We start from the raw sequence: 24,463 nt of genomic DNA on the forward strand, positions 1-24,463 counted from the left end.
CGGGGGCCCGCAGAAAAGGAGGAAGCGCATGGTTCAGTTTTCGTTCCGATGGTACGGCGACGACGATCCCGTGACGCTCGAGCGGATCGCACAGATCCCGGTCGTCACGGGAATCGTCGGCGCCCTGTTCGATATCCCGCCGGGGCAAGTCTGGCCGTCCGACCGCATCCTGGCGCTCAGAAAGAGCGTCGAGGACAAGGGCTTCTCGCTCTCCGCGATCGAGAGCATCCCCGTCCACGAGGACATCAAGCTCGGGCTCAGGGGAACGCGCGACGCCTATATCGACGCGTTCTGCGAGAGCGTCCGGAACATGGGGCGCGCGGGCGTCGGCGTCTTGTGCTACAACTTCATGCCCCTGTTCGACTGGGTGCGGACCGATCTCGCCATGCGGCTTCCCGACGGGTCGACATGCCTTTCGTACGACCACGACGCGATCTCGGGGATGAATCTCTTCTCGTGGGGGAAGTCGCTTCCCGCGTGGATCTTCTCCTACGGCGAAGAGGAGATGCCCCGCCTCGTCGACGCGTACCGGGACATGGGCGAAGAGGGCGTCTGGGAGAACCTCCGCTACTTCCTCGAACGCGTGGTTCCGGTCGCGGAGGAGGCCGGCGTTCGTATGGGCATCCACCCCGACGACCCGCCGTGGCCGGTGTTCGGCGTTCCGAGGATCATCACGTGCGAGGCGGCGCTCGAGCGGATGTTGTCGCTCGCCGACAGTCCGAACAACGGACTCGCGCTGTGTTCCGGATCGTTCGGCGTCAGCCGCGACAACGATCTTCCGGAGATCATCCGGCGTTTCGGGAAGCGCATCCACTTCGCGCACGTTCGGAACGTGAAGATCCTCGAGGGGCGCGACTTCCACGAAAGCGCCCATCCGAGCGCCTGCGGATCGCTGGATATCTTCGAGATCATGAAGGCGTACCACGACGTCGGCTTCTCGGGCCCGATGCGTCCGGACCACGGCCGCATGATCTGGGGCGAGACGGGGAAACCGGGGTATGGGCTCTACGACCGCGCACTCGGGATCATGTACCTTGCCGGGCTCTGGGAAGCCATCGGGAAGGAAGCTGCGGGAGAGGGCCGGTGACGGCGGCAAAAGGGCGGCGCTGTGCGGCTTTCGCCTGACAATGGCAGGATCGGACAGGGGAACGGAATATGATAGTATATGGCGGCGTTCCTGAAGACCGGGGCGCCGTTTCGCATTTCCGGCATCCGTCTGGAAGGAGTCGATCGTTCGTGAAAAGACCCGTTGAACCCAGGGATATCCTGCGTTTCCGTTTCCTCTCCCGTCCGGGATTCTCGCCGGACGGGACGAAGGTCGCGTTCTTCGTCCATCAGGCTGACCTCGAGGCCAACCGATATTCGTCGGACATCTGGCTGTACGACTGCGTCCGCGACGCGAGCCGCCGTCTCACGACATCCGCGAGGGAAAAGTTCTTCTGCTGGAGCCGCGATGGATCCGAGATCATTTTCGCGAGCGACCGCGCCGAAATTCCGAAGGGGCAGACGAGAATCTACGCGCTCTCGCCGGACGGCGGAGAGGCCCGTCCCGTCTGTACGATCGCCCGCGACGTGACGAGCATCCGGGCGCTCGGCGAGGCTCGCGCTCTCGTTCTCGCGGCCTTCGAGCCCGAGATCGACAATCCGGAGCAGGCCGACTATATGGTATTCGAATCGGTGCCGTTCTGCTCGAACGGCAAGGGGTTCACGGGAGGGAAGAAACACGCGCTCTGCCTGTGCGACCTCTCGACGGGCTCGCTCACGCGGCTGACGCCCGAGGATATGGATGTCGAACGATATCGCGTTTCCCGGGACGGGACGAACGTCCTCGCGCTCGGACCAGTCTACAGGGACGTCCGCCCGCAGAGAAACGTCCTGATGGAGATCGCGATCGACGGCGGAGACCGGAAAATCCTTCTCGACGGAGAAAAGGAAGGCTTCTCGTGCAAGTGCGCCGACTACGCGCCGTGGGAGGGCGCGGACGACGCGATCCTGCTCACGGGGAGCGACTGCCTCGCCCACGGGGTGAACGAGAACGTGCGGTTCCACGTGCTTTCGGGCGGGAAACGCGCGTGCGTCACCCCGGCACTCGACAGGGGCCTGCGAAATTCGGTGGCGTCCGACTGCCGCTACGGGTGCGCGGATCTGAATCTGAGCTTCTTCTCCGGCACCGGGAAGGCGTGGTTCGTATCGACGGAAGGCTCCCGTTCCGTCCTCGAACGGGTCGATGAGTCAGGGGCCGTCGAATGGCTCACGAAGACGATCTCGACCGTCGACGACTACGACGTGAACGGCGACAGGGCGGCTGTCGTCGGCATGGAGGGGCAGGACCTCGAAGAGCTGTACATCGTCGATGCGGACGGTGAACGGAGGGTCACGAACTTCAACCGGGAGATCCTGTCGGAAATCGACGTGATCCGCCCCGAACACGTCCGGACCGACCCGGGGTCGGGCGATCCGCTCGACGTCTGGTTCATGAGGCCCGTCGGTTTCCGCGAGGGCGCGAAGTACCCGATGATCCTCAACATCCACGGCGGCCCGAAGATGACGTTCGGCGACGTCTACTTCCACGAGATGCAGTGCTGGGCCGCGAAAGGGTACGTCGTTGTGTACGCGAACCCCCGCGGGAGCGACGGTTACGGCAACGCGTTCGACGACATCCGCGGAAAGTACGGCACGATCGACTACGACGACCTCATGGCCGTGACGGACTGGGCGACCGCGAACCTCCCGTTCGTCGACGCGGGGCGTCTCGGCGTCACGGGAGGCTCCTACGGCGGCTACATGACGAACTGGATCATCGGCCATACGGACCGATTCCGGGCGGCCGTCGCGCAGCGGAGCATCTCGAACTGGATCTCGAAGGCGGGGATCTCCGACATCGGGTACTACTTCGTGCCGGATCAGCAGGCCGCCGACATCTGGACGGACGTCGACAAGCTCTGGTGGCATTCGCCGCTGAAATACGCGGACAGGGCGAAAACGCCGACGCTCTTCATCCACTCCGACGAGGACCATCGCTGCGAACTTACCCAGGGGCTCCAGATGTTCACGGCGCTCAGGCGTCATGGCGTTCCCTCGAGAATCTGCGTCTTCAGGGGCGAGAACCACGAACTCAGCCGTTCCGGGCGACCGAAGCCCCGGCTCGCGCGCCTTCGGGAGATCGTCGCCTGGTTCGAGCGGTATCTCAAAGCGTAGGCTTCGGTTTCGGGGATCGCGCAGGGGCGGACGCGAACGGATGCTCGTCCGTCCCGCACGGTCCGTCAGGCGACCGGCTTCCTCAGCGACATCGCGTATTTCTGCTCCGTCACCGTCTGTCCCCATATCACGTGGCGATCTTCCTCCACGAGCGAAAACCCCTGTTCACGGTAGAGCTTCAGCGCGGCCCTGAGCGATTCGAGCGTCCACAGGAACACTTCGGAGAACCCCTCGGAGCGGCAGTGTTTCACGGCTTCTCCGACGAGATAGCGTCCGAGGCCGAGTCCTCTGATGTCCGGGTGGAGCAGGAACCATCTGAGCTGCGCGACCTCCGGGGTGGACTCCACGATCGCGATGCACCCCCGGAGCGACTGTTCCCGCTCGACGAGCCATATCTTCTGCCGTTTCGACGGCTGAAGCACGAAATCGCAGAGAGGTCTGGCGACATACGTCTCGAACGTCGTGTCGAAGCCGTACTCCTTCGCGTAGAGGGTTCCGTGCAGATGGACGATCGCACCGAGATCGCCGGGTTTCATTTCGGTCCGGATCCAGACGTCGTCGAGATCCTTTTCGGAGAATGTTTTCACGGATGATCCTCCTTTCGGATTGGAGAGTTCCAGAGCAATTTCACTCCAGACGGCGATTTTTGTAAACGGATGACGTAGAATATTTGGAAAATTTGCGAAAGTCGGAGATGGTCGTCCGGATGATCCGTCCGATGCGTTCTTCGGATGCGGCTGCGGTTCTCGAGATCTACAGGGAAGGGATCGAGGGGCGGAACGCCCTGATCCTCTGACGGCGCACGGGCCCGAAGCGAAAAAAAGGGCGCATTCCCTTCGCCCGGGACGCGCCCCGTTCGTTTGCGAAACTACTTCTTGTACTCCCTGACGAGCTTCATGACCTCGTCGACGAGCTCGGTTCCGATTTCCTTCGCGAACTGGTCATAGACGGGCTTTACGGCCTCCTGGAACTTCGCGCGCTGTTCGGGCGTCAGGATGGTCACGTCCATCTTCGTCTTGAGCTTTTCGAGGTACTCGGCGTTCATCTCGCGGTTGAGCTTCCGGTTGTGAATCTTCGACTCGTTCGCGGCGTCCTGGACGATCTTCTTCAGATCGTCGGGGAGTTTGTCCCAGAACTTCTCGGAGATGAGCAGGACGAACGGCGAATAAATGTGGCCGGTGTCGGTCGCGAACTTCTGGACCTCGAAGAAATTCTGCAGGTAGATCGTTCCCCACGGGTTTTCCTGTCCGTCGACGACCTTCTGCTGCATCGCGGAGAACAGCTCGCCGAACGCCATCGGCGTCGGATTCGCGCCCATGGTCTTGAACGCGGCGAGGTGGATGGGATTCTCCATCGTCCGAACCTTGAGCCCCTTCATGTCTTCGGGGGTTTTCACGGCGCGAGTGCTGTTCGTGAGCTGACGGAATCCGTTCTCCCAGTACGCGAGGCCGACGAGCCCCTGCGCGGGGAGCATGTCGAGGATCTTCTTCCCGACGGGGCCGTCGAGAATATAATCCGCGACCTCTTCGCTCGGGAAGATGAACGGCAGGTCGTAGATCTTGAACGCGTTGACGAAGCCGGTCATCGGGGCCGTCGAGGGGCAGGTCATCTCCTGCGTCCCCATCTTGAGCGCCTCCATCATCTTCCGGTCGTCTCCGAGCTGGCTGGAGTGGTACAGATCGACCTTGATCCGGCCCTGGCCGTTCTTTTCGACGAGATCCTTGAAGAATACGAGAGACTTGTATTGTGCGGACTTGTCGTTGAGGCCGATCCCGGCCGAGATCTTGAACGTTTCGGCTGCGAAAGCGACGGAACAGACGGACAGAATCGGTACGAGAGCTGCAAGAACCGAAAAAGTCTTTTTCACGATGACGTCACGTCTCCTTTCATGCAACGCCCCTTTCCGGAAGCGTTGCCGGAAATCGCCGAACACCGGCGCCCGACATGCCGGAAGGACCGGCCTGTCTCCATGATCCCGAACTTCTCCGCTCCGTATCTCTGTTCGTCTCCTCCCCCGAGCCGCCCCCTTCCTTTCCGACATTGCCGCGACGTCGGATGAAACGCCGGCCCTACCGCATCACCAGGTTCGGGACGAAGAGCACGAGCTGCGGGAAAAGAAGCAGCAGGACGAGCGTCGCGACCTCCGCGACGACGTACGGGACGATCGAACGGACGAGGTCGTCGAAGCGCACGTTCGCGACGCCGCAGCTGACGTAGAGCACCGTTCCGACCGGCGGAGTGATCAGTCCGATGCCGAGGTTGACGGACATGACGACTCCGAAGTAGACGGGATCGATGCCGACCGACTGGACGAGCGGAAGCAGGATCGGCGCGAGGATGAGCATCGCGGGCGTCAGGTCCATGACGAAGCCGACGAAGAAGAGGATGACGTTTGTCAGGAGCAGGATTCCCATCCGGGAATCCGTCAGCGAGCGGACGGTCTCCGCGAGCTCGAACGGAACGCGCGCTCGCGTCAGGAGCCATGCCGTCCCCATCGCCATGCCGCACAGGAAGAGCACGATGCCCGTCGTTTTCGCCGTCGAGAGGAAGATTCCCGGAATGTCGCGGAACGAGACTTCCCTGTAGACGAAGAGTCCGAGGAAGAGCGCGACGAAGGCGGAGACGGCTCCGGCCTCGGTCGCGGTGAAGATTCCGCCGAGGATGCCGCCGACGATGATGACGGGGATCGAGAGCGCGAGAGCCGCTCCCTTGAACGTCTCCCATACGCGGGCGCCGGAGAAGCGGCGCTCGGTCTTCCGCGTCGCGATGTTCCGTTTCTTCGTGATGAAATAGGTCGTGACCATGAGCGCGAGGCCGACGAGGATCCCCGGGATGATGCCGCCGAGGAAGATCTTCGCGATGGACGTGTTCGTGACGATTCCGAACAGGATGAATGGAATGCTCGGCGGGATGATGATCCCGATGACGGCCGCGGACGCCGTGATCGCGCCCGCTAGGGGGGATGGGTACCCCTGTTTGACCATCGGCGGCACGAGGAGTCCGCCGATCGCAGCGGCTTCGGCGACGGCCGAACCGCAGATGCCGCCGAAAAACATGCTGCTCAGGATCGACACGTGCCCGAGTCCGCCCGTGATATGCCCCACGAGCGAATCGGCGAAGTCGACGAGGCGTTTCGCGATGCCGCCGCGGTTCATGACCTCGCCGACGAACATGAAGAACGGAATCGCGAGCAGGGGGAAGCTGTTCATCCCCGAGATGATCTCCGCGGGGAGCACCATGAACGGAAGGTCCATGACGACGAGCATCACGAGGTTCGCGACGCCGAGGCTGAAGACGATCGGAACCCCGAGGATCGTAACGCCGAAGAGGATGGAAAGAAAGATCAAGAGCATCAGCCGTTCCCCTCCGTTCCGTCAGCGGGGTGGCGTCCCGCCCCCGCGTCGTGTCCGAAAAGGGCCATGACGCGTCCGGCGATCTTGGCCAGGTTCAGGACCGCCATGAACGCGCCCGTCGCCGGGACGATCATATACACCCACTTCATGGGGATGTAGAGCGCGGGCGAAAGATTCGTCGCGGAGTCGGCGACCGTCCATCCGTAGATCGTGATGACGAGGATGACCGCGCCGATCGAAATGTCGCCGAAAAGCCGGACGAAAAGCTGGAGCCTTGCGGGTCTGATGCGGTCCACGACGAAGTCGAGGCCGAGGTGTTCGTCGTAGGCGTACGCGTAGGCCGCTCCGAGGAACGAGATCCAGATGAAGGTGAAGCGCGAGAGTTCATCCGCCCAGCCGAGGGAGCTGTTCAGGAAGTAGCGCGTGAAGACGGAGGCGCCGACGACGCAGAACAGGACGATCGCCATGATCGTGAGAAGCAGTCGGTAGAGCCCCTCCGCGACCCCGAGGACGCCTTTCATGTCACGCTCCTCCTTTTTCGGGCGCGTAGACCGGAAGCATGTCCCCGCCGTTCTTGACGACGGTCACTCGCGCGTCCCTTCCGTGGCGTGCGAAAGCCGCCGCGAGCGCCTCGGACGGAGTCGCCGCATACTCCATGTGAAGTCGTTCCGTCGTCGCCCTGTCGATTCCCGGGCTGACGAGAATGCCCCTGCGTCCGTTGTCGAGCACGATGCGTCCGACGTGGGCGATGTGGGCGGCGAGCGTGAGATCGTCGATCTTCCTGTCGCGGACGAGCGCGTCGATTTCGGCGAACGGGAGGTATCCGATCTTCGAGAGCTCCGGATGTCCGTTCGCGACACCGTCGGGACAGGGCGTGACGAGGATGAGCGTTCCTCCCGGCGCGAGCGCGAGGTCGGCCGAGTAGATGCCCTTCGCGGCTTGCCAGAGTTCGCAGTCGGCCGGATAGGAGTCGGCGACGACGATATCGGCGTACCGCCCGAACGGGACGCCGAAGATCTCGCGCGACGCGTCGCATCCGGCCCTGTGGGCTTCTACGGGGTCGCCGCAGACGCAGCGGTAGATCCGCTCGTGCCGGTCGAGAATCACGTTCACGATGAAACGAAGCCCGGCTGCCTTCGCTACGGAATCCATCTCGCGCCGGACGGGGTTGTCGCGCCTGCCCATGATGTCCTTCCCGTCGTATAGCGCGCTGATCCAGTGTGTCTGTCCGGTCGTGACGCCGCCCGAGACTCCCGGCTGGACGATCTTCGATCCGCCCGAAAAGCCCGCGACGCGGTGGGGCGTGATGTGTCCGAGGCCGATCACGAGGTCCGACGAGAGCAGGATTTTGTTGACCCAGACTTCAGTGCCGCCCTCCGTGTCGTCAAGCCGGACAAGGCCGTCGGGGCGGTCCCATCGGTGCTCGACGATCCGGCACGTTTCGAGGATCGCGCGCCCGACCTTGCGTTCCGTCTCCTCGCGCGTCATCGGGCGGTGGGTGCCGAGCGCGATCATGATCGTAACGTCCTTCGGCGCGACGCCGCTCTGTTCGAGTTCTTCGAGCAGCAGCGGCAGAATCCGGTCCGCCGGCGTGTTTCTGGTGTTGTCGTCGATCAGGATGAGGACCGATCCCCCGCGCGGCGCCATGTCGCGGAGCCGCGGCGTTCCGATCGGGGAGGACATCGCCCGGCGGACTTCCGCCGTATCGTCCTCCGCGGCGGGGGGTGTCGCCCTGGGTTCGAGAATCGCCGTCAGATTTGCGTCCGGAATGTCCGCCCCTGCGATTCCGGGGTAGGGAAAATCGATGCGCGCCATGGAATCTCCCTCGCTTTCCACAGGTCCGAAACTCCGACGGACGCCCCTATTTCTCCGTTTCTTCGCATTCGATCGCCGGAAGAGGCCCGAGTCCGAATTCCTTCGCGTACTCCTCCATCATCTCATATGTGGTTTCGTCGAGAACGACGCCGTCCTTCAGGGCCGTCGCTCTCCGGAGGGCTTCCTTTTCGCCGTGCGTAAGGACGCGTCCCGCCGGTTCGCCCGGGGACGAGGCGCGAAGCGCGCGGAGCACGTCGCCCACCCGGCGGCGGACGTCACCTTCGTCGCCGAAGAGGTCGAGCCGGAACGCCGAAAAAAAGTGCCCGACGTTCGCGTCCTGCGTCTGGAAGACATCCCGCGTCCACGGACCGTGGGCGAGGGGGCCGCAGAGCATGTCAACGAAGAGCGCGAGCCCGTATCCCTTGTGGCCGCCCATGATCTCGGTCGTTCCGCCGAGGAATACGAGGCCGCCGTGCGTTCCGGTCGGATCGGCGAGAATGGAGGTCGCCTCGGCGGGATCCGTCACCGGTTCGCCGTTTTCGCCGACGAACCATCCTTCGGGCAGCGGACGATTGCGTCGCTTATAGACTCCGAGTTTGCCGCGCGGTGCGGTTGTCGTCGCCATGTCGAGCAGGAACGGAAGCTCCTCGTCGGAGGGGAGTCCGAAGGCGATGGGGTTCGTCCCGAGGAGTCGCTCGCAGCCAAGCGTCGGAACCGCGCACCGGATCGTGTTCGTGAACGCGCTCCCGCCGAACCCCTCCTTTACGGCCATCTCGGCCCAGAGCCCCGCCATTCCGAAGTGATTCGAGTTGCGCACCGACGCGTAGCATGTTCCGTGCTCCCGCGTCTTTTCGATCACGCGCCGCATCGTGAAGTCCGCGATATGCGCCCCGACGCCGTAATGGCCGTCGACGACGATCGAGACGGGAGTCTCGTGAACGATCTCGGGTTCCGCTTCGGGATTGACGTGGCCCTGTTCCATCTCGTTGCGGTAGACCTTGACGCGCGTGACGCCGTGCGACGGGACGCCTCTGGCGTCGGCCTCGGCGAGAACCCACGCGGTGATGTTCGCTTTGTGCGCCGGATATCCGATCTTCTCGAGAATTTCCTGCGTCCGGGAGAGCAGACGCTCGTATCCCACCCTATGGTACATGATTCCATCACCTCCGCGATGTAATCGTACCATAAAGACGCGGGAAGTTCCCATGAAAGTTTCCAGTGCCGGGGTCCCGCAGGAGGGCCGCGGCGACGAATCCGGCTGTCGTCGCGCAAACTGTTGACATACGGGCGGAGCGGTGGTATAAACATCCGCAATCCGAGCAGGGAGAGGAGCGTGCGACATGATCGCGCGTACCGGGGTATCCGAAAAGGCAGGGCAGACAACCGTTTTCTCCTTTACCTTTTGGCGCAGATGCGTGGGACCCCGGGGGTGGGCCGACGCCTAGGCGTCGTTGGTCCGATCTCTCAGGCCGGGTTCCCACGTGGGAACCCGGCCTTTTTTTATGCGCGGAACCAGGAGAGGAGCGTGAGCGGGATGACGTTCAGGATGGAGACGGTCGAGCGGTTGCGGGATACGGTGAATCGGGTTTTCGGGGTGAACGCCCTCTTTAGGGAGCGGATGCGTTCTCTCGGGATGCTTCCGGACGACGTCAGGAGCATTGCGGATTTCCGGAAGGTCCCGTTCATGACGAAGCAGGATCTCCGCGACCGCGGACCCTTCGAAAGCATGAGTTGCCCCCGTGAAGCCGTCGTCAGGTTGCACGCCTCCTCCGGAACGAGCGGGACGCCGACATTCGTCCCGTACTCGAAGGCCGATCTCGAAAACTGGACCGAAGCGATGGCCGATTGTCTCCGGATGGCCGGAGTGACCGCCGACGACATCATCCAGGTGGCGTTCGGATACGGTCTGTTCACGGGCGGGCTCGGGTTTCACTACGGCGGCGAGCGGATCGGAGCGACCGTGATTCCGGCGGGGGGCGGTTTCACGGAGCGACAGCTCATGCTCATGGAATCCCTCGGGACAACCGTTCTCGCCTGTACGCCGTCCTATGCGCTGCACCTTGCGGAGCGGATCGAAGAGATCGGTGTCCGGTCGCGGCTCAGCCTCCGGATCGCGATTCTCGGAGGCGAGGCGTGGAGCGGGGAGCTTCGGGATTCCCTCCAGGAGCGCCTCGGCGTGACCGCGCTGAACATCTACGGTCTGTCGGAGATCATGGGACCTGGGGTCGCGATGGAGTGCCCGCATCGCGACGGGATGCACATCGACGGGAGACGCTTCTTCGCGGAGGTCGTCGATCCTGAGACGTTCGAGCCGCTTCCGGACGGGGAAACGGGAGAACTTGTCCTCACGCCGCTCGGCAAGGAGGCGTTGCCGCTCGTCCGTTACCGGACGCGCGATCTCACGAGTCTGACGCAGGAGCCGTGCGCGTGCGGACGTGGGGGCGTCAGGATCGGCCGTGTGCCCGGGCGGAATGACGACATGCTCATCATTCGGGGAGTGAATGTCTTTCCGTCCCAGATCGAATCGGTGCTGCCCCGCGTTCCGGGGTTGTCGATGCAATACCGGATCGATGTCAGCGAACGGGAGGGGCTCAGCGAGCTCGCTCTTCTCTGCGAGGCGGAGGCGGACGTCCCGGCGCATTCCTACGACGCGCTGGCGCGCGAGGCTGTGGCCGCTCTCAGGGATGTTCTCGGCATCCGCGTCGGTTTCCGGATCGTGGAGCCCGGGGCGCTCGGCCGGAGCGACGGAAAGGCGAGTCGCGTCCGGCGGGTCGCGTGAGGATTCCTGCAAGGGAGGTGACGACGATGGAGAAGAAGGAACAGCAACAGGCGGCGGTTCGCGGAACGTGCGACAGTGTCGATATGGAGCGGGATTTCGAAGGCCTCTGCCTCGCGTACCGTTCGGTCATGGCGTCCGAGAAAAAATCCTGAAAGGATCAGGGAATGCGGCGTTCGGCCTCTCCATCGTCGGGGAGACCGGACTTTTCCGTTCCGGTCGTGTATGATGGAATCCGGAGTACGATCCCGGATCGGAGGCGCATGAAATGCCCATTGACGAAGACTCTGTTCTCCGGCAGCTCGAGGGCGTTCCCGAATATCCGAAGTGGCGGCGGCGCAACGAACCGGCGCTGCTTGCGGGCGTTCTCGAAGAGGGCGAGGCCCTTTTCGGAATGACGGGGTGTCTCTATGCGGAATATACGTGGGTTCTTTTCGTCACGGACCGAAGACTCCTGTTCCTGAAACAGGGAGCCCTGACGCCCAGGAAGGACGAACTCCGGCTGGACCGCGTCCTGGGTGTGACGTGGAAGTCCGGGTTCTTCTTCGGTGCGTTGCGCCTCGATACGGATGGCGGCCCGAAAGTCGTCGACTCAATCGTGAGGCGCGACTGCGTCCGGCTCGGACCGCTCGTCCGGGATCTCGCGGCGGTTGCGCGGCTCGGGGGAAACGCCACTTCATACACATGAAAAAAAACGCCCCGGTCCGGGGACCGGGGCATTTCCTTGCTGGTACAGAGCGCTTTCCTCCCGCCGTCTCAGGCGTGTCGGACCCTCCGCCGGGTCATGATCCAGTGCAGCGCGACGACGGCCGCGAAGGCGGCGATCGCTCCGAACCTCATGTCCCGGACCGGATTCACGAGTGCGACACCCGAGGCGAAGAACAGAATGCGTTCCCACATCGGGGTGACGCTTCGCCAGATTCCGATGAACGCCACGGAGAGCGCGAAGATCCCGAGCGCCGCGATCGCGAAGTCGAAGAGGAAGAGGGACCAGGAAAAATCGATCAGCAGCAGCACGGGATTGTAGACGAAGAGGAAGGGCAGGATGAGTCCCGACGACGCGAGCGCGAGGCCGACGATGGCGACCTTCGTCGGCTTGGCTCCGGCGAGCCCCGCGGCCGTGAAGCTCGTGAGCGCGACCGGCGGGACGACGCCGGACATCGTGCCGAAGTAGAACGCGAAGAAGTGCGCCGCGAGCGGGTGGACGCCCATCGTCTGCATCGCGGGCGCCGCGATGGTCGCGGTGACGATGTAGCATGCCGTCGAGGGGAGCCCCATGCCGAGGACGAGCGACGCGACCATGCAGAGGACCGACGCGATCCAGAGGTGTCCGCCCGAGAACCGCATGATGTTCATCGCGATGACCTGGCCGAGCCCCGTCATTCCGACCGCGCCGACGATGAACCCGACCACCGCGCACGAGACCGCGACGGGGGCGGAGCTTTTCGCGCCGTCGTCGAGCGCGTTGATGAACGCCCGGAAGTTCATCCGCGTCGATTTCTTGAGCGACGAGACGACGATGATCGCGAGCAGCCCCATCATCGCCGAATACAGCGGCGTGTATCCGGCGATGAGCATGTACATGATGAAGGCGAGCGGGAAGAGCATGTGCCCCTTGTCCTTCATCGTCGCCCGGAGCGACGGCAGCTCTGATTTCGGGAGCCCCTTCATGCCCACCTTCTTGGCCCTCAGGTCGACCATGAACATGATCCCGAGATAGTACAGGAAGGCGGGAGCGAACCCCGCGAGCATGATCGTCGTGTACGGGAGCCCGAGGAACGAACTCATGATGAATGCCGAGGCTCCCATGATCGGCGGCATGAAGATTCCGCCCGTGCTCGCGGCCGCCTCGACGGCTCCCGCGAAGTAGTCCTTGTATCCGATCCTTTTCATGAGCGGAATCGTGAACGCTCCGGTCGTGGCGACGTTGGCCTGCGCGCTGCCCGAGATCGTCCCCATGAGCCCGGACGCGACGACGGAGACCTTCGCCGGTCCGCCCCGGAAGCGTCCGGCGAGGGCCATCGCGAAGTCGTTGAAGAACTCGCTCGTCTTCGTTGCGGCGAGGAACGATCCGAACAGGATGAACATGAACACGTAGGATGCCGAAACGGTCAGCGTGGTGCCGTAAATTCCCTCGTCCGTGAGCGCCATGCGGACGATGATCCGTTCCCAGTTGAACCCCCGGTGTGCGAAGAGTCCGGGGAAGTATGGCCCGAAACGCGTGTAGGCGAGGAACAGGACGCTCAGGATCGTGAGCGGCAGGCCGATCGAACGGCGGCTCGCCTCCGTGAGGACGGCCATGGTCATGACGGACACGGCGAGATCCATGAACAGCGGCTCCATATTGGAGTCGAGAAGGCGATTGTAGACGAGGAGCAGATACGCCATTCCGAAGAGGGACAGTCCGGCGAGGATCCAGTCGGGGATTGACGGCCGCTCCCTCGGTGAGCCTGGAAACGCGGGATAGAGCAGGAACGTGACGGCCATCAGCGTCCCGAGGTGGATCGCGTTCATCTTGATCGTCATCATCACGCCGAACGTGTTCATCCAGCAGTGGACGAGCGACGTCGCGACGGTGAGGCACAGCGCGAACAGACCGATGCGTCCCGTCAGGGATCTGGTCGGGATCTGCTCGAACGGGGAGATCGCTTTCAGAAGGGAATTCAGTGCCATACGGTAATTCCTCCACTCGAATCAAACCGGGGCGGCCTTTCGGAAGGCCGCCCCGTTCCGGACTATTCTGTCGCCTGCGGTGCTATTTCGCGATCAGGGAATCGGGGACGGGAAGCCCCTTCTCCTTGAAGAACTTCACGGCGCCCGGATGCAGCGGAGCGCCGAAGAGGCCGTCGGCCGGATGTTCGAAATCGATCTTCGTGAATGCCGCGTGTTCCTTCTTCATGGCTTCCCGGTCGTTGTAGATGACCGTGAGCATCTGGTAGACGACGTCCTCGGGGACGTCCTTGGCGACCAGGAGCGCGGATTTGATGCCCGCGACCTTCAGGTCCTTGTCCTGCTTCGGATAGGTACCGGCGGGAATGACGACCCTGTAGTAGAACGGGGCGTCGGTCTTGAGCTTCGCCATGTCCTCGTCCGAGAATTCGAGCATCCCGGCCTCGGTGCGTCCGGCGTAGAGTTCCGCGACGGCTCCGACCGGAACTCCGGCCTCGGCGTTGAACGCGTCGATCATTCCGTTCTGGAGCGCCTGGGACGCCTCGTTATAGCCGACGCGTTCTGGGACGATATCGTCGAACGTGAAACCGGCGAGCGCCTTCAGGAGGACGCGGCTCGAGAACTCGGTGCCCGAGGCGGCCGGTCCGACGGCGATCTTCTTGCCCTTCAGGTCGGCCCACGTTTTGATGTTCGCTTCCTTGCGGACGACGAATTGCGTGACATCGGGCCAGAGCCCCATCACGTAGCGCAGGTTCTCGATTTTCTTCCCCTCGTACCGGACGGTTCCGGTATATGCGAAACCGGTCAGGTTCGCCATCGCGATGGCCATTTCGGCCTCGTTCTTTTTCATCATTTCGAGGTTCTCGGCGGTTCCGCCCGAGCTCTGCGCGGACCATTTGATGCCCTTCGAACCGAGGACGGTGTTGAAATGGTTGGCGAGTATCGTTCCGACCGGGTAGTACGTTCCGCCGGTGCTGCCCGTGACGATCGTGACGAAATTTCCGGCCGCGGCCGCGGGAAGTGAAAGGATCGCGAGAGCCATGACGGCAACGAGAAGAACGCCAAGCTTTTTCATCGGTGGAAAGTCTCCTTTCGAAATATGTCGTTGCGATATGTCATTGCGGTTCTGTCGTGTCGCCGTTGCTTCCCGATCACCTCCGATCGGCGGTAGGTATCGCGTTGAACGTATATGTTTCTGATTCTACAGGAAAATGAAATTCATGGCACGGAACGCGAGCGTCCCATTTCAGGATATACTGCATACGTCCCGTCTGAAAAATCAAGGAGGGAAGCGGCGTGCCGCTTCCCTCCTGTCATCGGTTCCGATCTACGCCTTTTGCGTTTCTCCCGTTCCGGGGACAGCCTTCGGCCTCAGGACATAGACACTGCACGGAGCGTGCGCGACGACCTTCGCCGCGACGCTTCCGATGAAGAAGCGTTCCAGGTTGCTCAGCCCCTGATGGCCGATCATGATCATGTCGGCGTCCTTTCCCTTCGCGAAGTCCACGATCTCCTGGTAGGGCACGCCGAGAACCACGGTTACGGACATGTTCGGGATCTCGTGCGGAAACGATTTCCGCGCTTCCTGCACACCGGCCTCGATCGACGCCCGCGCCTGATTCATGCGATCCTCGTCGCAGGGAAGGTACGCTCCCGTCCAGAGCGGCCCCGGCTCGAAACCGGCGTATTTCGTGGTTTCCACGACGTGCAGGAAATACAGCTCCGTATCTCCCTCGCGGTACGCGTAATGGAACGCGTACCCCATCAGTGCCCTGCTGACCTCGCTTCCATCCACCGCAACAACCACCCGTTTCATGGCTCTCGCCTCCCCGATCGTATGTTCGGACTTGCACGACAAGGATATCACGTTTCCGTTGCCGGAGCCAGATGGAGGCGACGGGCCTTCCGGACCTCAACCCTGGAGCGCCTGGATCAGATTCCGCACTTCGTTCGGCGATTCGATGCCGTCGATGACGATTTCCCATCCTTCCGTTCCGGCCGTGGCGATTCTGAGGCGGCCGATGCCGAGAATCCTGTTCACGAACGTCTGCTGGACGTCGATCGTCTTGATGTCACGGATCTTGACTTCGGTTGAATCACGCGAAAGGAGTCCCTTTTCCAGCGTGATTTCGTCTTTTTTGATCAGGAGGTGCGTCGAGGCGCGGACGATCGCGGCGTAGCCGACGGGCAGGATGCCGAAGACGAGAAGCCAGAGCCACCAGAGACCGGCCTTGTACATGACGAGGGGTACGATCAGGATGCAGAGAAGGAAGAGATGCCAGCTGTACTTCCAGGAGGGGCGAAGTTCCTTTTCAGTGAACGATTCCATATCGCATACTTCCTTTCATTACGAAGGTCAGTTCCGTCCTCCGCCTGTGCGGGTCCGGTACCACGTTTCGATCGGATCCTGATAAAGCCAGATAAGCCCCGAGAGCAGCATCGCGACGGCGAAAACCACCCTCGCGGTCATGCCTCCCGTATCCGTGCTCGCTCCCACGAGCGTGAGAACCGCCATTCCGGGCAATCTTCCGATGACGCACACGAGCACGAGGCGACCGAGCGGCAGTCGGGAGAGTCCCGCGACGAAGCAGATGGCGTCGTCAGGAAGCGCGGGCAGCAGGAAGAGCAGAAAGTAGCCGAAAAGCCCTCCGCCGTCGATGAGATACGCGAACTTGTCGAAGACGCCAGTGCCCGCCATGCGGACCACGAACGGGCGTCCCAGAAGGCGGCTCGTTCCCATGGCAAGTCCGGAGCCGATGCTCAGACCGACCATTGTCAGCGCGAGTCCGTCGCGAAAGCCGAAAAGGACGCCGCCGAGAAACCCCGTCACCTGACCGGGAATCGGAGCGAAAAAAACCTGGGCGCACTGCACCCCCAGGAACGCGGGAATTCTGGCCCATCCCAGCGAATCAAAGGCATCCCGCAGTCTGCGGACGCTCTCTTTCCAGTCCGACTGTCCGAGTTCGGCGAGCAGGGATCTGACGGATTCGGGGAGAAACGGAAAAAGAGCCCGGTAGAGAACCCACAACACTACGGAAAGAAAAAGAGCGGCGGCGGTCACCGTCGCCAGTGACATAAACCGCCGCCGTACGTTTTCCGGATTCAGCTTCCACATAAAGCGGTCGCCTGTGTCCGCTCCGGAGCTGGCGTTACTTGACTTCCTGCCAGCTGTTGACGTATTTGCACGGAGCGACGTTTCCGGTTGAAGCCGTATCCTCGAGAACTTCGGCGTGGACGAGCTTCACGTTCTTGTTCTCGAGGTAGTAGATGTCCGCGAGCATGGAATTGTTCTTCGTCCAGCCCTTGTAGAATACCTTGACCCGTGCCTTGATGAGGTCGCCGTCCTGGACGGGTTCCTTTTCGTATTCGACCTTGGCCTTCTCGGCGCTGGCCGTCGGATGGACGCAGCCGAGAAGCTCGCTCTGGGCGAAGCCGAGGAAGTCGAACGCCGCGAACGCTGTCGCGGACGCCAGAAGCAACATTGAGACGACGAAAAACGGCAGAAGAACTTTTTTCATGAAAATCACGCTCCTCAACGGCAAAAGTTATGAAACGACATGATCCGTCATCGTTGCGACGGACTCCAGAACCACAAAGGACCGGCGACTCTTCGGCCTCCCTCCCTTCCCTTGCGTCTTTCTCAGAGAAAATTGTAGAGCACGCCTGTGCGGAATTCAAGAAGCGTCTGCGTCGGGCGAAAACGGATGTATCATTGCAGGAAAGATGCGAAGGGGGAAGATACGATGCGACGTGCAGTGTGCCTGTCGGCCGTTCTCGGCATATTGCTCGCCTTTCAGGCGTCCGCGACCGTGCGTTCGTTCGATGTCGTCGTCGTCGGAGGGGGAGCGGGCGGGTGCGCCGCGGCGATCCAGGCGGCGAGGCTTGGGATGCGCGTCCTGATTCTCGAAGAATCCGACTGGATCGGCGGGCAGATGACGGGAGGCGCCGTCTCGACGATGGATGACGTCGGCCGGACGAGGACCGGAATATACCGGGAGTTCACGGAGCGCGTCCGGGCGCGCTACGCCGCGCTCGGAAAGAGCGTCTCGACGTGCTACTGGGGGCCGGGCACGATCGCGTTCGAACCTGCAGTCGGGCAGGAGATCCTGCGTGAAATGATCCGGAATGTCCCGCCCCCCGGCTCCGTGACGGTCGAGACGGAAACGCGCGTGACGCAGGCCCGGCGCGAAGGAAACCGACTCGTCTCCGTCACCGCCGTGCGCGACTTCCGCCCTACGGAATACCGCGCCGCCGTGTTCGTCGACGCGACCGAATGCGGCGACCTGCTGCCGCTTGCAGGGGCCCGCTATCGGGCCGGGAACTCCGTGTCCCCGGATATCGACATGGATGCGAATATTCAGGACATCACGTACGTCGCAGTGATCCGGAAATACGGATCTTCATCCGTGGCGGAGGCGACCGCCGCGACCGCGCCACCCCCGGGGTACGGGGCCATGCTCCCGGATTTCCGAAAGGTCGTGACGCGCGACGGGAACCGATGGCCGGGACGCTATCCGTTCGACGTCGTGAGCCACAACGCCTACCGCGGCCTTCCCGATCCGGCGAACCCGCTCCCTGTGGACAGCGGAACGCCGTCGACGTGGCCGAACGTCACGAAGACCGGCGTGAACTGGGCCAACGACTGGCCCGGCCGGGGCGGCGACGTCCCCGGGCTCACGGTCAGGTACCTCGAGGACCGGCTTTTCCGAAAGCACGCCGACCGCGGGGCGCTTCTCAAGACGCTCGGCTTTCTTCACTATTTGCGGTCGGAACTCGGGCAGACGGACTGGTCGGTTGACGATTCGCAGGGATACAGCGGCCGCTCGACGACCGCGTGGGACGTGTGGGGCGTCACAAAGGACGCGTTCGCGGCCGCGCTGCGCTGTTTCCCGCCCTTTCCGTACGTCCGGGAGTCGCGCCGGCTCGTCGGGCTCGAGACGCTGCGGAACGCCGACATCGTCCGCTCGGACGGACGCGCGCTCAGAAACTGGCCCGAGGCGATGGCTCTCGGCGAGTATCCCGTCGATATCCACGGATCGCACCTCGACCGCTTCATGGAACACGATCTCGGCGAATCGGCCGCGTCGTTTCCGAGAGGATGGGAACCGAGCAGGGGTGTTTTCCAGATTCCATTCGGCGTCTTCGTGCCCGAAAGGATCGACGGCCTCCTCGCCGCGGAGAAAAACATCTCTGTATCGCGGCTCGTGAACGGAGCGATCAGGCTGCAACCTGCCGTCATGCTCGCGGGACAGGCCACCGGAGCGATCGCGGCCCTCGCCGTCCGGAATGGGTGCGAGGTCCGCGATGTGGACCCGATAGATGTCCAGCTGATTCTTCTCGACGCGAGGAGCCGTCTCTCGATGGAAGCGTTTGCCGATGTCCCCGAGGGTACTCCAGAGTGGGAGGCCGTCCAGATCGCGACGCTTTACGGTCTCCTTCCGGGAATGACGCGCGATCTGTACGCGCCGTCGCTTCCGATGACCGCGCGGCAGGCGAGCGAGCTCCTCGGACGTCTGTCTGTCGCGTTTCCGGGACGCTTTTGCACTCCCGGCCGGCTCGCTCAGCCCGATCCGTTTCCCTCCGCGGAAGTATTCAGGCGTGCCCTCGAAACGATTTCGATCCGCGACCGTTCCTCCGGGCGGGGAATCCTCCTCCCGGGGGGGATGGCCGCGGAGGATACGCTCACGCGCGGCGCGGCCGTCACGATGGTTCTGGATGCGCTTGATGCTCCGGGTCGGAGTGCCGCGGATGTGCGCGTCGGGCTGGAATCAGTATGGTAGCGTATCCTCTTGCGCGGAAGGGAGCACGCGGAGGGTGACCCGAGCCGCGAAGCCGCGTCCGGCCGCATCCCGACCGCCGAGGTGGAAGTCGGAAAGACACGGGACGGCCGCTTCCGTGAGTTCGCGGACGCGGAAACGCACCGTCCAGCCGTCTCCGTCGGATCTCAGCGTACCGGGAAGAGGAGTCGCCCAGAGCGTGTGGGAGACTCCGTCCTGTCCCATGCGGATCGATGGTTCGTCCGGCGTTCCGGCGCAACGGAAACTGACCGCCAGTTCGCCCGAACGGTCGCCTCGCGTGATTCCGCTCCTGTCGCATGATGCGTCCGCCGGGACGAACGGACGCAAGACGGCTTCGATTCCGTGTTCGGCCTCTTCCGCGATGCGGGCTGCCCAATCGTTCAGAATGGTCCGCGCCTCGGAATCGCGCCCTTCGTCGAAGAGCGCCCGCGCCCGTGAACGCACGTCGGCTTCCTCCGCGTCAATATCCGTCTCGAACGAGGCGATCCATTCGCCGAGAGTCCCGCGAACGTCGTTCCACCTGAGGTCGATGATCGCCTGGCGGCGCCGTACGCGCCACCAGCCTTTTCCGTCCGCGTCGAGGAGGTGCGGCTTAGCGGCGCAGTGTGTCTCGAGCTCCGCCGCCGGATCGTCCATCGGATCCAGTGACTCCGGAAGGGAAGAGACTCCGGCGTGAAGCGGGAGGAAGGGCGCCGAGCACGGGTGCCCCTGCGCGATGACGAGCCGCGTGAGTTCCGGGTGTTCGTCGAGTTCGGCGATGAGTCCTTCCACCGTGGTCCCGGAGCAGATGCGGCGGATCGGCGTATAGTGCGGCGACCGTCCCGCGAACGGGACGCGTCTGTCGTCGGGCGTCCCTTCGTAGTGTGTTCGGAGAATCGCCGCGACTTCTCTCCGGCTCACGATCCGCTCGGGGCGAACGCCGAAGGGAAGCTCTCCGTCGGCGTCCCACTCGCGTCCGGTCAGAAGTCGCAACGCATGCCGGTGCCGGAGGGTGTTGACGTCCTTCCGCCATCCGGAAGGATCCTGGAAGGCCCGGGCGAAGTCGAAACGCTCCGGCGACGCGTCGTCCACGTCGCACCAGCCGCGGTCCCGGGCATATCCGATGAGTCCGTCCGACATCCGGAACCGGTGCGTCGCGAGATCTCCGGCGCGGATCGTGTAGTGGTTCGGGATGAAGGCCGCCTCGTCGTCGCGGACGCGGATCGCGCAGAAATGTCGTCCCTGTGCGATCTGCAACATCCACGCTTCTCTCGCGTCGGCGATGAGATACGTTCGTCCCGACCCCCGGTAGCCGTAGCGGTCGAGAAGCTCCGCGGCCAGTTGGACGCCGTGCGCCGAAGATGTCGCCCGCTCGGCCAGGATGCGCCGGAGGGCGTATTCGATACCGCCGCCGATCAGGTCGGGTTCGTTGTCGAGCCGGGAATCGCGGCAGCTGTCCGTTACGATGCAGACGCCGCGGTCGTTGTGGAAGACGTCCGCGTTCGACAGGCCGCGTTCTCCCCTGACCTCGCTCCAGAAGAAGCCGAACGTTTCGGATGCCTGTGGAACGCGCGCCGAACCGTCCTCGGCGACGATCACCGAACCCGAGGCGTGCGTTCGGGCGGGAACCAGTCCGTGCCGCACGAGAAGCCTTCCGCCATCGTCCTCTACGTGTCCTACGACGACGCAACCGGTCGGGGAGACGTCTTTCCCGAGAATCAGTCCGCTACAGGCGAATGCCTTTCGCGAGGCCAGAACGATCGCACAAACGCCCAGAATGATGAACCACATCGGAATACCGTTCCTCCTTAAATGCGCACGCGCTGACACGAAATTGGAATCCATAACCGGATCCACAGTCATCATAGCTCACTCCGCGGCGGATGTCAGCAACGAAAGGACCGGGACGTAGTCCGTCCCGGTCCGGAGGAAGTGGGCGACGACAGGTCCCCAGGGGGATGGAGACAGCGTCACCGAAGAGTGTCGTTGTGTGTGTGCGACGGCTATTCCGCGTGCGTCCGGAGCCACTCCGAGGCCATCGTTGCGAGAAGCGCGGATCCGATCGGGAAGACGCTTTCGTCGAGGTCGAACTTCGAGTTGTGGTGCGGCCAGGTCTGTCCCTTCGACTCGTCGCATCCCGGAAGGAAGAAGAAGGTCCCGGGAACGCGCTCCTGAAAGAAGGCGATATCCTCGCCGCCCATCGACGGCACGGTGATTTCCTTGACGTGTTCTTCTCCGACGACCGCGACGGCGACATTCCTGAACATGTCGGTAAGGGCGGCGTCATTGACGACCGGCGCGGGGCCGTCCCATCCGTATGTGAACGCGATCGAGCCGCGCATCCCCTGCGCGACGGACGAGGCGATCTCTTCGATTCGCTTCGCGAGGAACGTTCGCGCGTCGTGGTTGAGCGCGCGGACCGTCCCCGTGATCGTGCATTCTCCGGGGATGATGTTGAAGGCACTCCCCGCGTGGATCATGCAGATGGAAATGACCGCGGGTTCGAGAGGGTTCACCTCCCGGCTCACGATGGTCTGGAGTTCCGTGACGATGTGGCTTGCGATGCTGATGGGATCGATCGAGCCGTGTGGATAGGCGCCGTGCGCCCCCTTGCCCCTGACGACGATCTCGAAGCGGTCCATGCAGGCCATGACGCCGCCGTATCGGTATCCCACGTCGCCGGGGACGAATCCCTCGCGCCAGATCGACCCCGTGTGCAGGGCCGTAATCGCCTCGACCTTCGGGTTCTCGAGAACGCCGTCGTCGATCATGCGCTTCGCGCCGCCGGGGCCGCTGACACACCCTTCCTCGCCGGGCTGGAAGATCACTTTCACGGTTCCTGAAAGCTCTTTCCGGTGCTCGTGGAGGATCTTCGCGGCGCCGAGCCCCATCGCCGCGTGCGCGTCGTGCCCGCACGCGTGCATGCAGCCGTTGGTCGACGCGAACGGAAGTCCGGTCTCTTCGCGGATCGGAAGGCCGTCGCAGTCCGCTCGGATCGCGAAGACGCGGCTGGGCTTTTCGCCTTCGATCAGGGCCGCGACGCCATGACCGGCGATTCCCTTCCGGTACGGGATCCCCATCTCGTCGAGCCGCGCGCAGATGTACGCTTCGGTCTGCGGCGTGTCGACTCCGGTTTCCGGAATCCGATGCAGATCGCGCCGCCAGGCGACGATTTGTTCCCGGATGCCGTGCGCTTCTTCCTTGAACGTTCGCATTGCTTCCGTCCTCTCTTTCCCCGGGCGCGTCAGATGATGTGCGCCTTATAGAAAATCCTGCCGACAAGAATCGTTCCGAACACGGAGGCCACGATGAGAACCCACGTCTGGGCCAGGAAAGGGAGCCCGAGCGCCGGAGCCCCGAGCGCCAGCGCGACCGGAATTCCGAGCCCGACGAGTCCGAGCTGGGGATATTTGAGCGTGAACTGGCCGAACATGGCGCCGAAAATCGCTGCGACCGTGTAGTTCTTGAACGCGTTGGCGATGCTGACGGGCAGCATCGAAAGAAGCGTCGCCCCCGCGATCGCGGCGAGCGTGGTGAAGAAGAGGTTCGTGATGACGGATCCCGTGATTCCGAGGGTGGAGACGATCTCCGCCTCGGGCGTCCCCGGTTCGACGCCGACGACTTCCTGCGCGACGGCGGAGCACGGAACGCGAAGATTGCCGATGTTGCCGCTCAGAAAGGAAATGTAGGTTCCCGTGAGGCCGAGGATGGGGTAATAGGAAATCGGTTCGACGATGTAGAACGCGCCGAAGATCGCGGCGATCATGCCCCACGCCTTGAACGCGACGCCCCAGGGCGGGAAGACGCCGTGAACGACGTACAGATACACGTTGGGGAGGAAACACATGAGCATCGGAACGACGACGGTGACGACGCCGATGCGGATCGCCGGTCCCTTCCAGATGCGTTCGAATTCTTCGTGATTGACGGTGGACATTCGGGATTCTCCTCTCTCAGGGTCAGGCGAGAATGACGGCCGTGGCCATTCCGATCAGCATGGCGAGTCCGAGGTTGTATTCGCGAAGCGCCGGGATCTTCTGGCCGAGCTTGACGAGAAGCATCATGCTGACGAGCCCGCCGATGGTGGCGTAGAAGGGTCCGCTCGCCTGCGTCGAGCCCGACGAGAGCGCCTTGACGCCGGCGATGATGGTTCGGGAGTTCAGGAAGCCGAAGCACCCGAGAATCGCCGCGCTCGACAGGATCGCCAGCCACTTGACGTCTCCGCCTCCGACCTTTTCGCGGAGATCTTCGAGCTTATGGGTGAACAGCGCGGTGACGAGGAGCCACCCCGTTCCGTTGACCGCCATCGTCCACCAGGATGAAGCCAGGGCCATGAGATCGTATTGCGGGGATCCGAACTTGACGCCGAGCGCCTCGGCGCCCACCGTGGCGGCCGTGAGTTCCGTGGGGGCCGCTCCGATGATCGACAGGCGAAGCCACGTGATCGGGCCGCCGACGACGGACATCATTCCAACCATGACGATGAAGACCGCGATCGACGGACCGATGGCCGAGATCGCTCCGGACCGGAACCCGAGCATGCACTTTTCCTTCGGGAAGCCGATCGTTTCGGCCGTCCGGAACGCCAGCCGCGCATACAGAAGCGCCTGTGCGAGAACGATGGCGATGATCGCGATCGCGATTCCCCAGACCATACCGGCATTCGCCGTTTTCAAAACTATATCGGGCATAACCTGCACCTCCGCGTCGTGTTTGCGTGCGCGCCGCGCCCTCCTTTCCCCCTTCGCGGTGCGACGACGCCATGATAGGAAAGGTGGCGAGAGGAATCTATGGCTGTGAAGGACGAAAGTATACGAGGAAAAGGCCTTTGAGGAACAATGTGCCGGAGAGGGGGATAGATGTGTGGTTATTAG

Annotated in this window: 23 protein-coding genes; 7 read left to right on the forward strand and 16 right to left on the reverse strand. The window is 63.1% G+C overall.

Going from position 1 to position 24,463, the window contains the following annotated elements; genetic code table 11:
- Positions 1-28: 28 nt before the first annotated feature.
- Positions 29-1,087: a mannonate dehydratase gene (gene uxuA, locus ACZ5IU_RS10265; RefSeq protein WP_464416940.1), complete on the forward strand. Its 1,059-nt coding sequence runs from the start codon at positions 29-31 to the stop codon at positions 1,085-1,087.
- 149 nt (positions 1,088-1,236) lie between these two features.
- Positions 1,237-3,198, forward strand: a complete 1,962-nt coding sequence (locus ACZ5IU_RS10270) for a S9 family peptidase (protein WP_464416942.1) — start codon at positions 1,237-1,239, stop codon at positions 3,196-3,198.
- 65 nt (positions 3,199-3,263) lie between these two features.
- Here ACZ5IU_RS10270 and ACZ5IU_RS10275 read toward each other — a convergent pair whose 3' ends face one another.
- Positions 3,264-3,785: a GNAT family N-acetyltransferase gene (locus ACZ5IU_RS10275; RefSeq protein ID WP_464416944.1), complete on the reverse strand. Its 522-nt coding sequence runs from the start codon at positions 3,783-3,785 to the stop codon at positions 3,264-3,266.
- A gap of 83 nt (positions 3,786-3,868) precedes the next feature.
- Here ACZ5IU_RS10275 and ACZ5IU_RS10280 point away from each other — a divergent pair, with 83 nt between their 5' ends.
- A complete protein-coding gene (locus ACZ5IU_RS10280; protein WP_464416946.1) occupies positions 3,869-3,994 on the forward strand; it encodes a hypothetical protein in 126 nt (41 codons plus the stop codon).
- A gap of 72 nt (positions 3,995-4,066) precedes the next feature.
- Here ACZ5IU_RS10280 and ACZ5IU_RS10285 read toward each other — a convergent pair whose 3' ends face one another.
- The 5 genes from ACZ5IU_RS10285 to ACZ5IU_RS10305 all read right to left on the reverse strand — a co-directional run bounded on the left by ACZ5IU_RS10285 (position 4,067) and on the right by ACZ5IU_RS10305 (position 9,519).
- On the reverse strand, positions 4,067-5,065 hold the full coding sequence (locus tag ACZ5IU_RS10285; RefSeq protein ID WP_464416948.1) for a TRAP transporter substrate-binding protein: 999 nt from the start codon (positions 5,063-5,065) through the stop codon (positions 4,067-4,069).
- 202 nt (positions 5,066-5,267) lie between these two features.
- Complete coding sequence (locus tag ACZ5IU_RS10290) at positions 5,268-6,551, reverse strand: TRAP transporter large permease (protein WP_464416950.1); 1,284 nt, start codon at positions 6,549-6,551, stop codon at positions 5,268-5,270.
- Entirely contained in the window at positions 6,551-7,072 is a 522-nt protein-coding gene (locus ACZ5IU_RS10295; protein ID WP_464416952.1) for a TRAP transporter small permease, read from the reverse strand. Before ACZ5IU_RS10295 ends, ACZ5IU_RS10290 begins: the two co-directional genes overlap by 1 nt.
- 1 nt (position 7,073) lies before the next feature.
- Positions 7,074-8,366 carry a nickel-dependent lactate racemase family protein gene (locus ACZ5IU_RS10300; protein ID WP_464416954.1) on the reverse strand — a complete coding sequence of 431 codons (1,293 nt, stop codon included), beginning with the start codon at positions 8,364-8,366 and terminating at the stop codon, positions 7,074-7,076.
- A gap of 46 nt (positions 8,367-8,412) precedes the next feature.
- Positions 8,413-9,519, reverse strand: coding sequence for an Ldh family oxidoreductase (locus tag ACZ5IU_RS10305; protein ID WP_464416956.1), 1,107 nt, complete (start codon positions 9,517-9,519; stop codon positions 8,413-8,415).
- Between the two features lie 381 nt (positions 9,520-9,900).
- Here ACZ5IU_RS10305 and ACZ5IU_RS10310 point away from each other — a divergent pair, with 381 nt between their 5' ends.
- The 3 genes from ACZ5IU_RS10310 to ACZ5IU_RS10320 all read left to right on the forward strand — a co-directional run bounded on the left by ACZ5IU_RS10310 (position 9,901) and on the right by ACZ5IU_RS10320 (position 11,830).
- On the forward strand, positions 9,901-11,145 hold the full coding sequence (locus tag ACZ5IU_RS10310) for a phenylacetate--CoA ligase family protein (RefSeq protein WP_464416958.1): 1,245 nt from the start codon (positions 9,901-9,903) through the stop codon (positions 11,143-11,145).
- Positions 11,146-11,171: 26 nt separating this feature from the next.
- Positions 11,172-11,297: a hypothetical protein gene (locus ACZ5IU_RS10315; protein WP_464416960.1), complete on the forward strand. Its 126-nt coding sequence runs from the start codon at positions 11,172-11,174 to the stop codon at positions 11,295-11,297.
- Between the two features lie 113 nt (positions 11,298-11,410).
- The gene (locus ACZ5IU_RS10320) at positions 11,411-11,830 is read left to right on the forward strand and encodes a PH domain-containing protein (protein ID WP_464416962.1); all 420 of its coding nucleotides are present in this window, start codon (positions 11,411-11,413) and stop codon (positions 11,828-11,830) included.
- Positions 11,831-11,898: 68 nt separating this feature from the next.
- Here ACZ5IU_RS10320 and ACZ5IU_RS10325 read toward each other — a convergent pair whose 3' ends face one another.
- The 6 genes from ACZ5IU_RS10325 to ACZ5IU_RS10350 all read right to left on the reverse strand — a co-directional run bounded on the left by ACZ5IU_RS10325 (position 11,899) and on the right by ACZ5IU_RS10350 (position 17,330).
- Positions 11,899-13,815, reverse strand: a complete 1,917-nt coding sequence (locus ACZ5IU_RS10325; protein WP_464416964.1) for a TRAP transporter permease — start codon at positions 13,813-13,815, stop codon at positions 11,899-11,901.
- Positions 13,816-13,897: 82 nt separating this feature from the next.
- Entirely contained in the window at positions 13,898-14,887 is a 990-nt protein-coding gene (locus ACZ5IU_RS10330; RefSeq protein ID WP_464416966.1) for a TAXI family TRAP transporter solute-binding subunit, read from the reverse strand.
- 252 nt (positions 14,888-15,139) lie between these two features.
- Positions 15,140-15,628, reverse strand: coding sequence for a universal stress protein (locus tag ACZ5IU_RS10335; RefSeq protein WP_464416968.1), 489 nt, complete (start codon positions 15,626-15,628; stop codon positions 15,140-15,142).
- Between the two features lie 96 nt (positions 15,629-15,724).
- Positions 15,725-16,141, reverse strand: coding sequence for a PH domain-containing protein (locus ACZ5IU_RS10340; protein WP_464416970.1), 417 nt, complete (start codon positions 16,139-16,141; stop codon positions 15,725-15,727).
- A 27-nt stretch (positions 16,142-16,168) separates the two neighbouring features.
- The gene (locus ACZ5IU_RS10345) at positions 16,169-16,888 is read right to left on the reverse strand and encodes a TVP38/TMEM64 family protein (protein ID WP_464416972.1); all 720 of its coding nucleotides are present in this window, start codon (positions 16,886-16,888) and stop codon (positions 16,169-16,171) included.
- A gap of 73 nt (positions 16,889-16,961) precedes the next feature.
- Positions 16,962-17,330, reverse strand: a complete 369-nt coding sequence (locus tag ACZ5IU_RS10350; RefSeq protein WP_464416974.1) for a hypothetical protein — start codon at positions 17,328-17,330, stop codon at positions 16,962-16,964.
- A gap of 225 nt (positions 17,331-17,555) precedes the next feature.
- Between ACZ5IU_RS10350 and ACZ5IU_RS10355 the strand changes: the two genes are divergently transcribed.
- Positions 17,556-19,592 carry an FAD-dependent oxidoreductase gene (locus tag ACZ5IU_RS10355; protein WP_464416976.1) on the forward strand — a complete coding sequence of 679 codons (2,037 nt, stop codon included), beginning with the start codon at positions 17,556-17,558 and terminating at the stop codon, positions 19,590-19,592.
- Here ACZ5IU_RS10355 and ACZ5IU_RS10360 read toward each other — a convergent pair.
- The 4 genes from ACZ5IU_RS10360 to ACZ5IU_RS10375 form a co-directional block, all read right to left on the reverse strand.
- Entirely contained in the window at positions 19,581-21,380 is a 1,800-nt protein-coding gene (locus ACZ5IU_RS10360; RefSeq protein WP_464416978.1) for a C69 family dipeptidase, read from the reverse strand. The two genes, ACZ5IU_RS10355 and ACZ5IU_RS10360, sit on opposite strands and share 12 nt — an antisense overlap.
- A gap of 212 nt (positions 21,381-21,592) precedes the next feature.
- Positions 21,593-22,804 (reverse strand): M20 metallopeptidase family protein, encoded by a 1,212-nt coding sequence (locus ACZ5IU_RS10365; RefSeq protein WP_464416980.1) that lies wholly within the window; start codon positions 22,802-22,804, stop codon positions 21,593-21,595.
- A gap of 29 nt (positions 22,805-22,833) precedes the next feature.
- Entirely contained in the window at positions 22,834-23,526 is a 693-nt protein-coding gene (locus ACZ5IU_RS10370; RefSeq protein ID WP_464416982.1) for a hypothetical protein, read from the reverse strand.
- Between the two features lie 22 nt (positions 23,527-23,548).
- Positions 23,549-24,280, reverse strand: coding sequence for a DUF5058 family protein (locus ACZ5IU_RS10375; protein ID WP_464416984.1), 732 nt, complete (start codon positions 24,278-24,280; stop codon positions 23,549-23,551).
- Positions 24,281-24,463: the final 183 nt, after the last annotated feature.

It is taken from the genome of Lactivibrio alcoholicus (assembly GCF_055390895.1).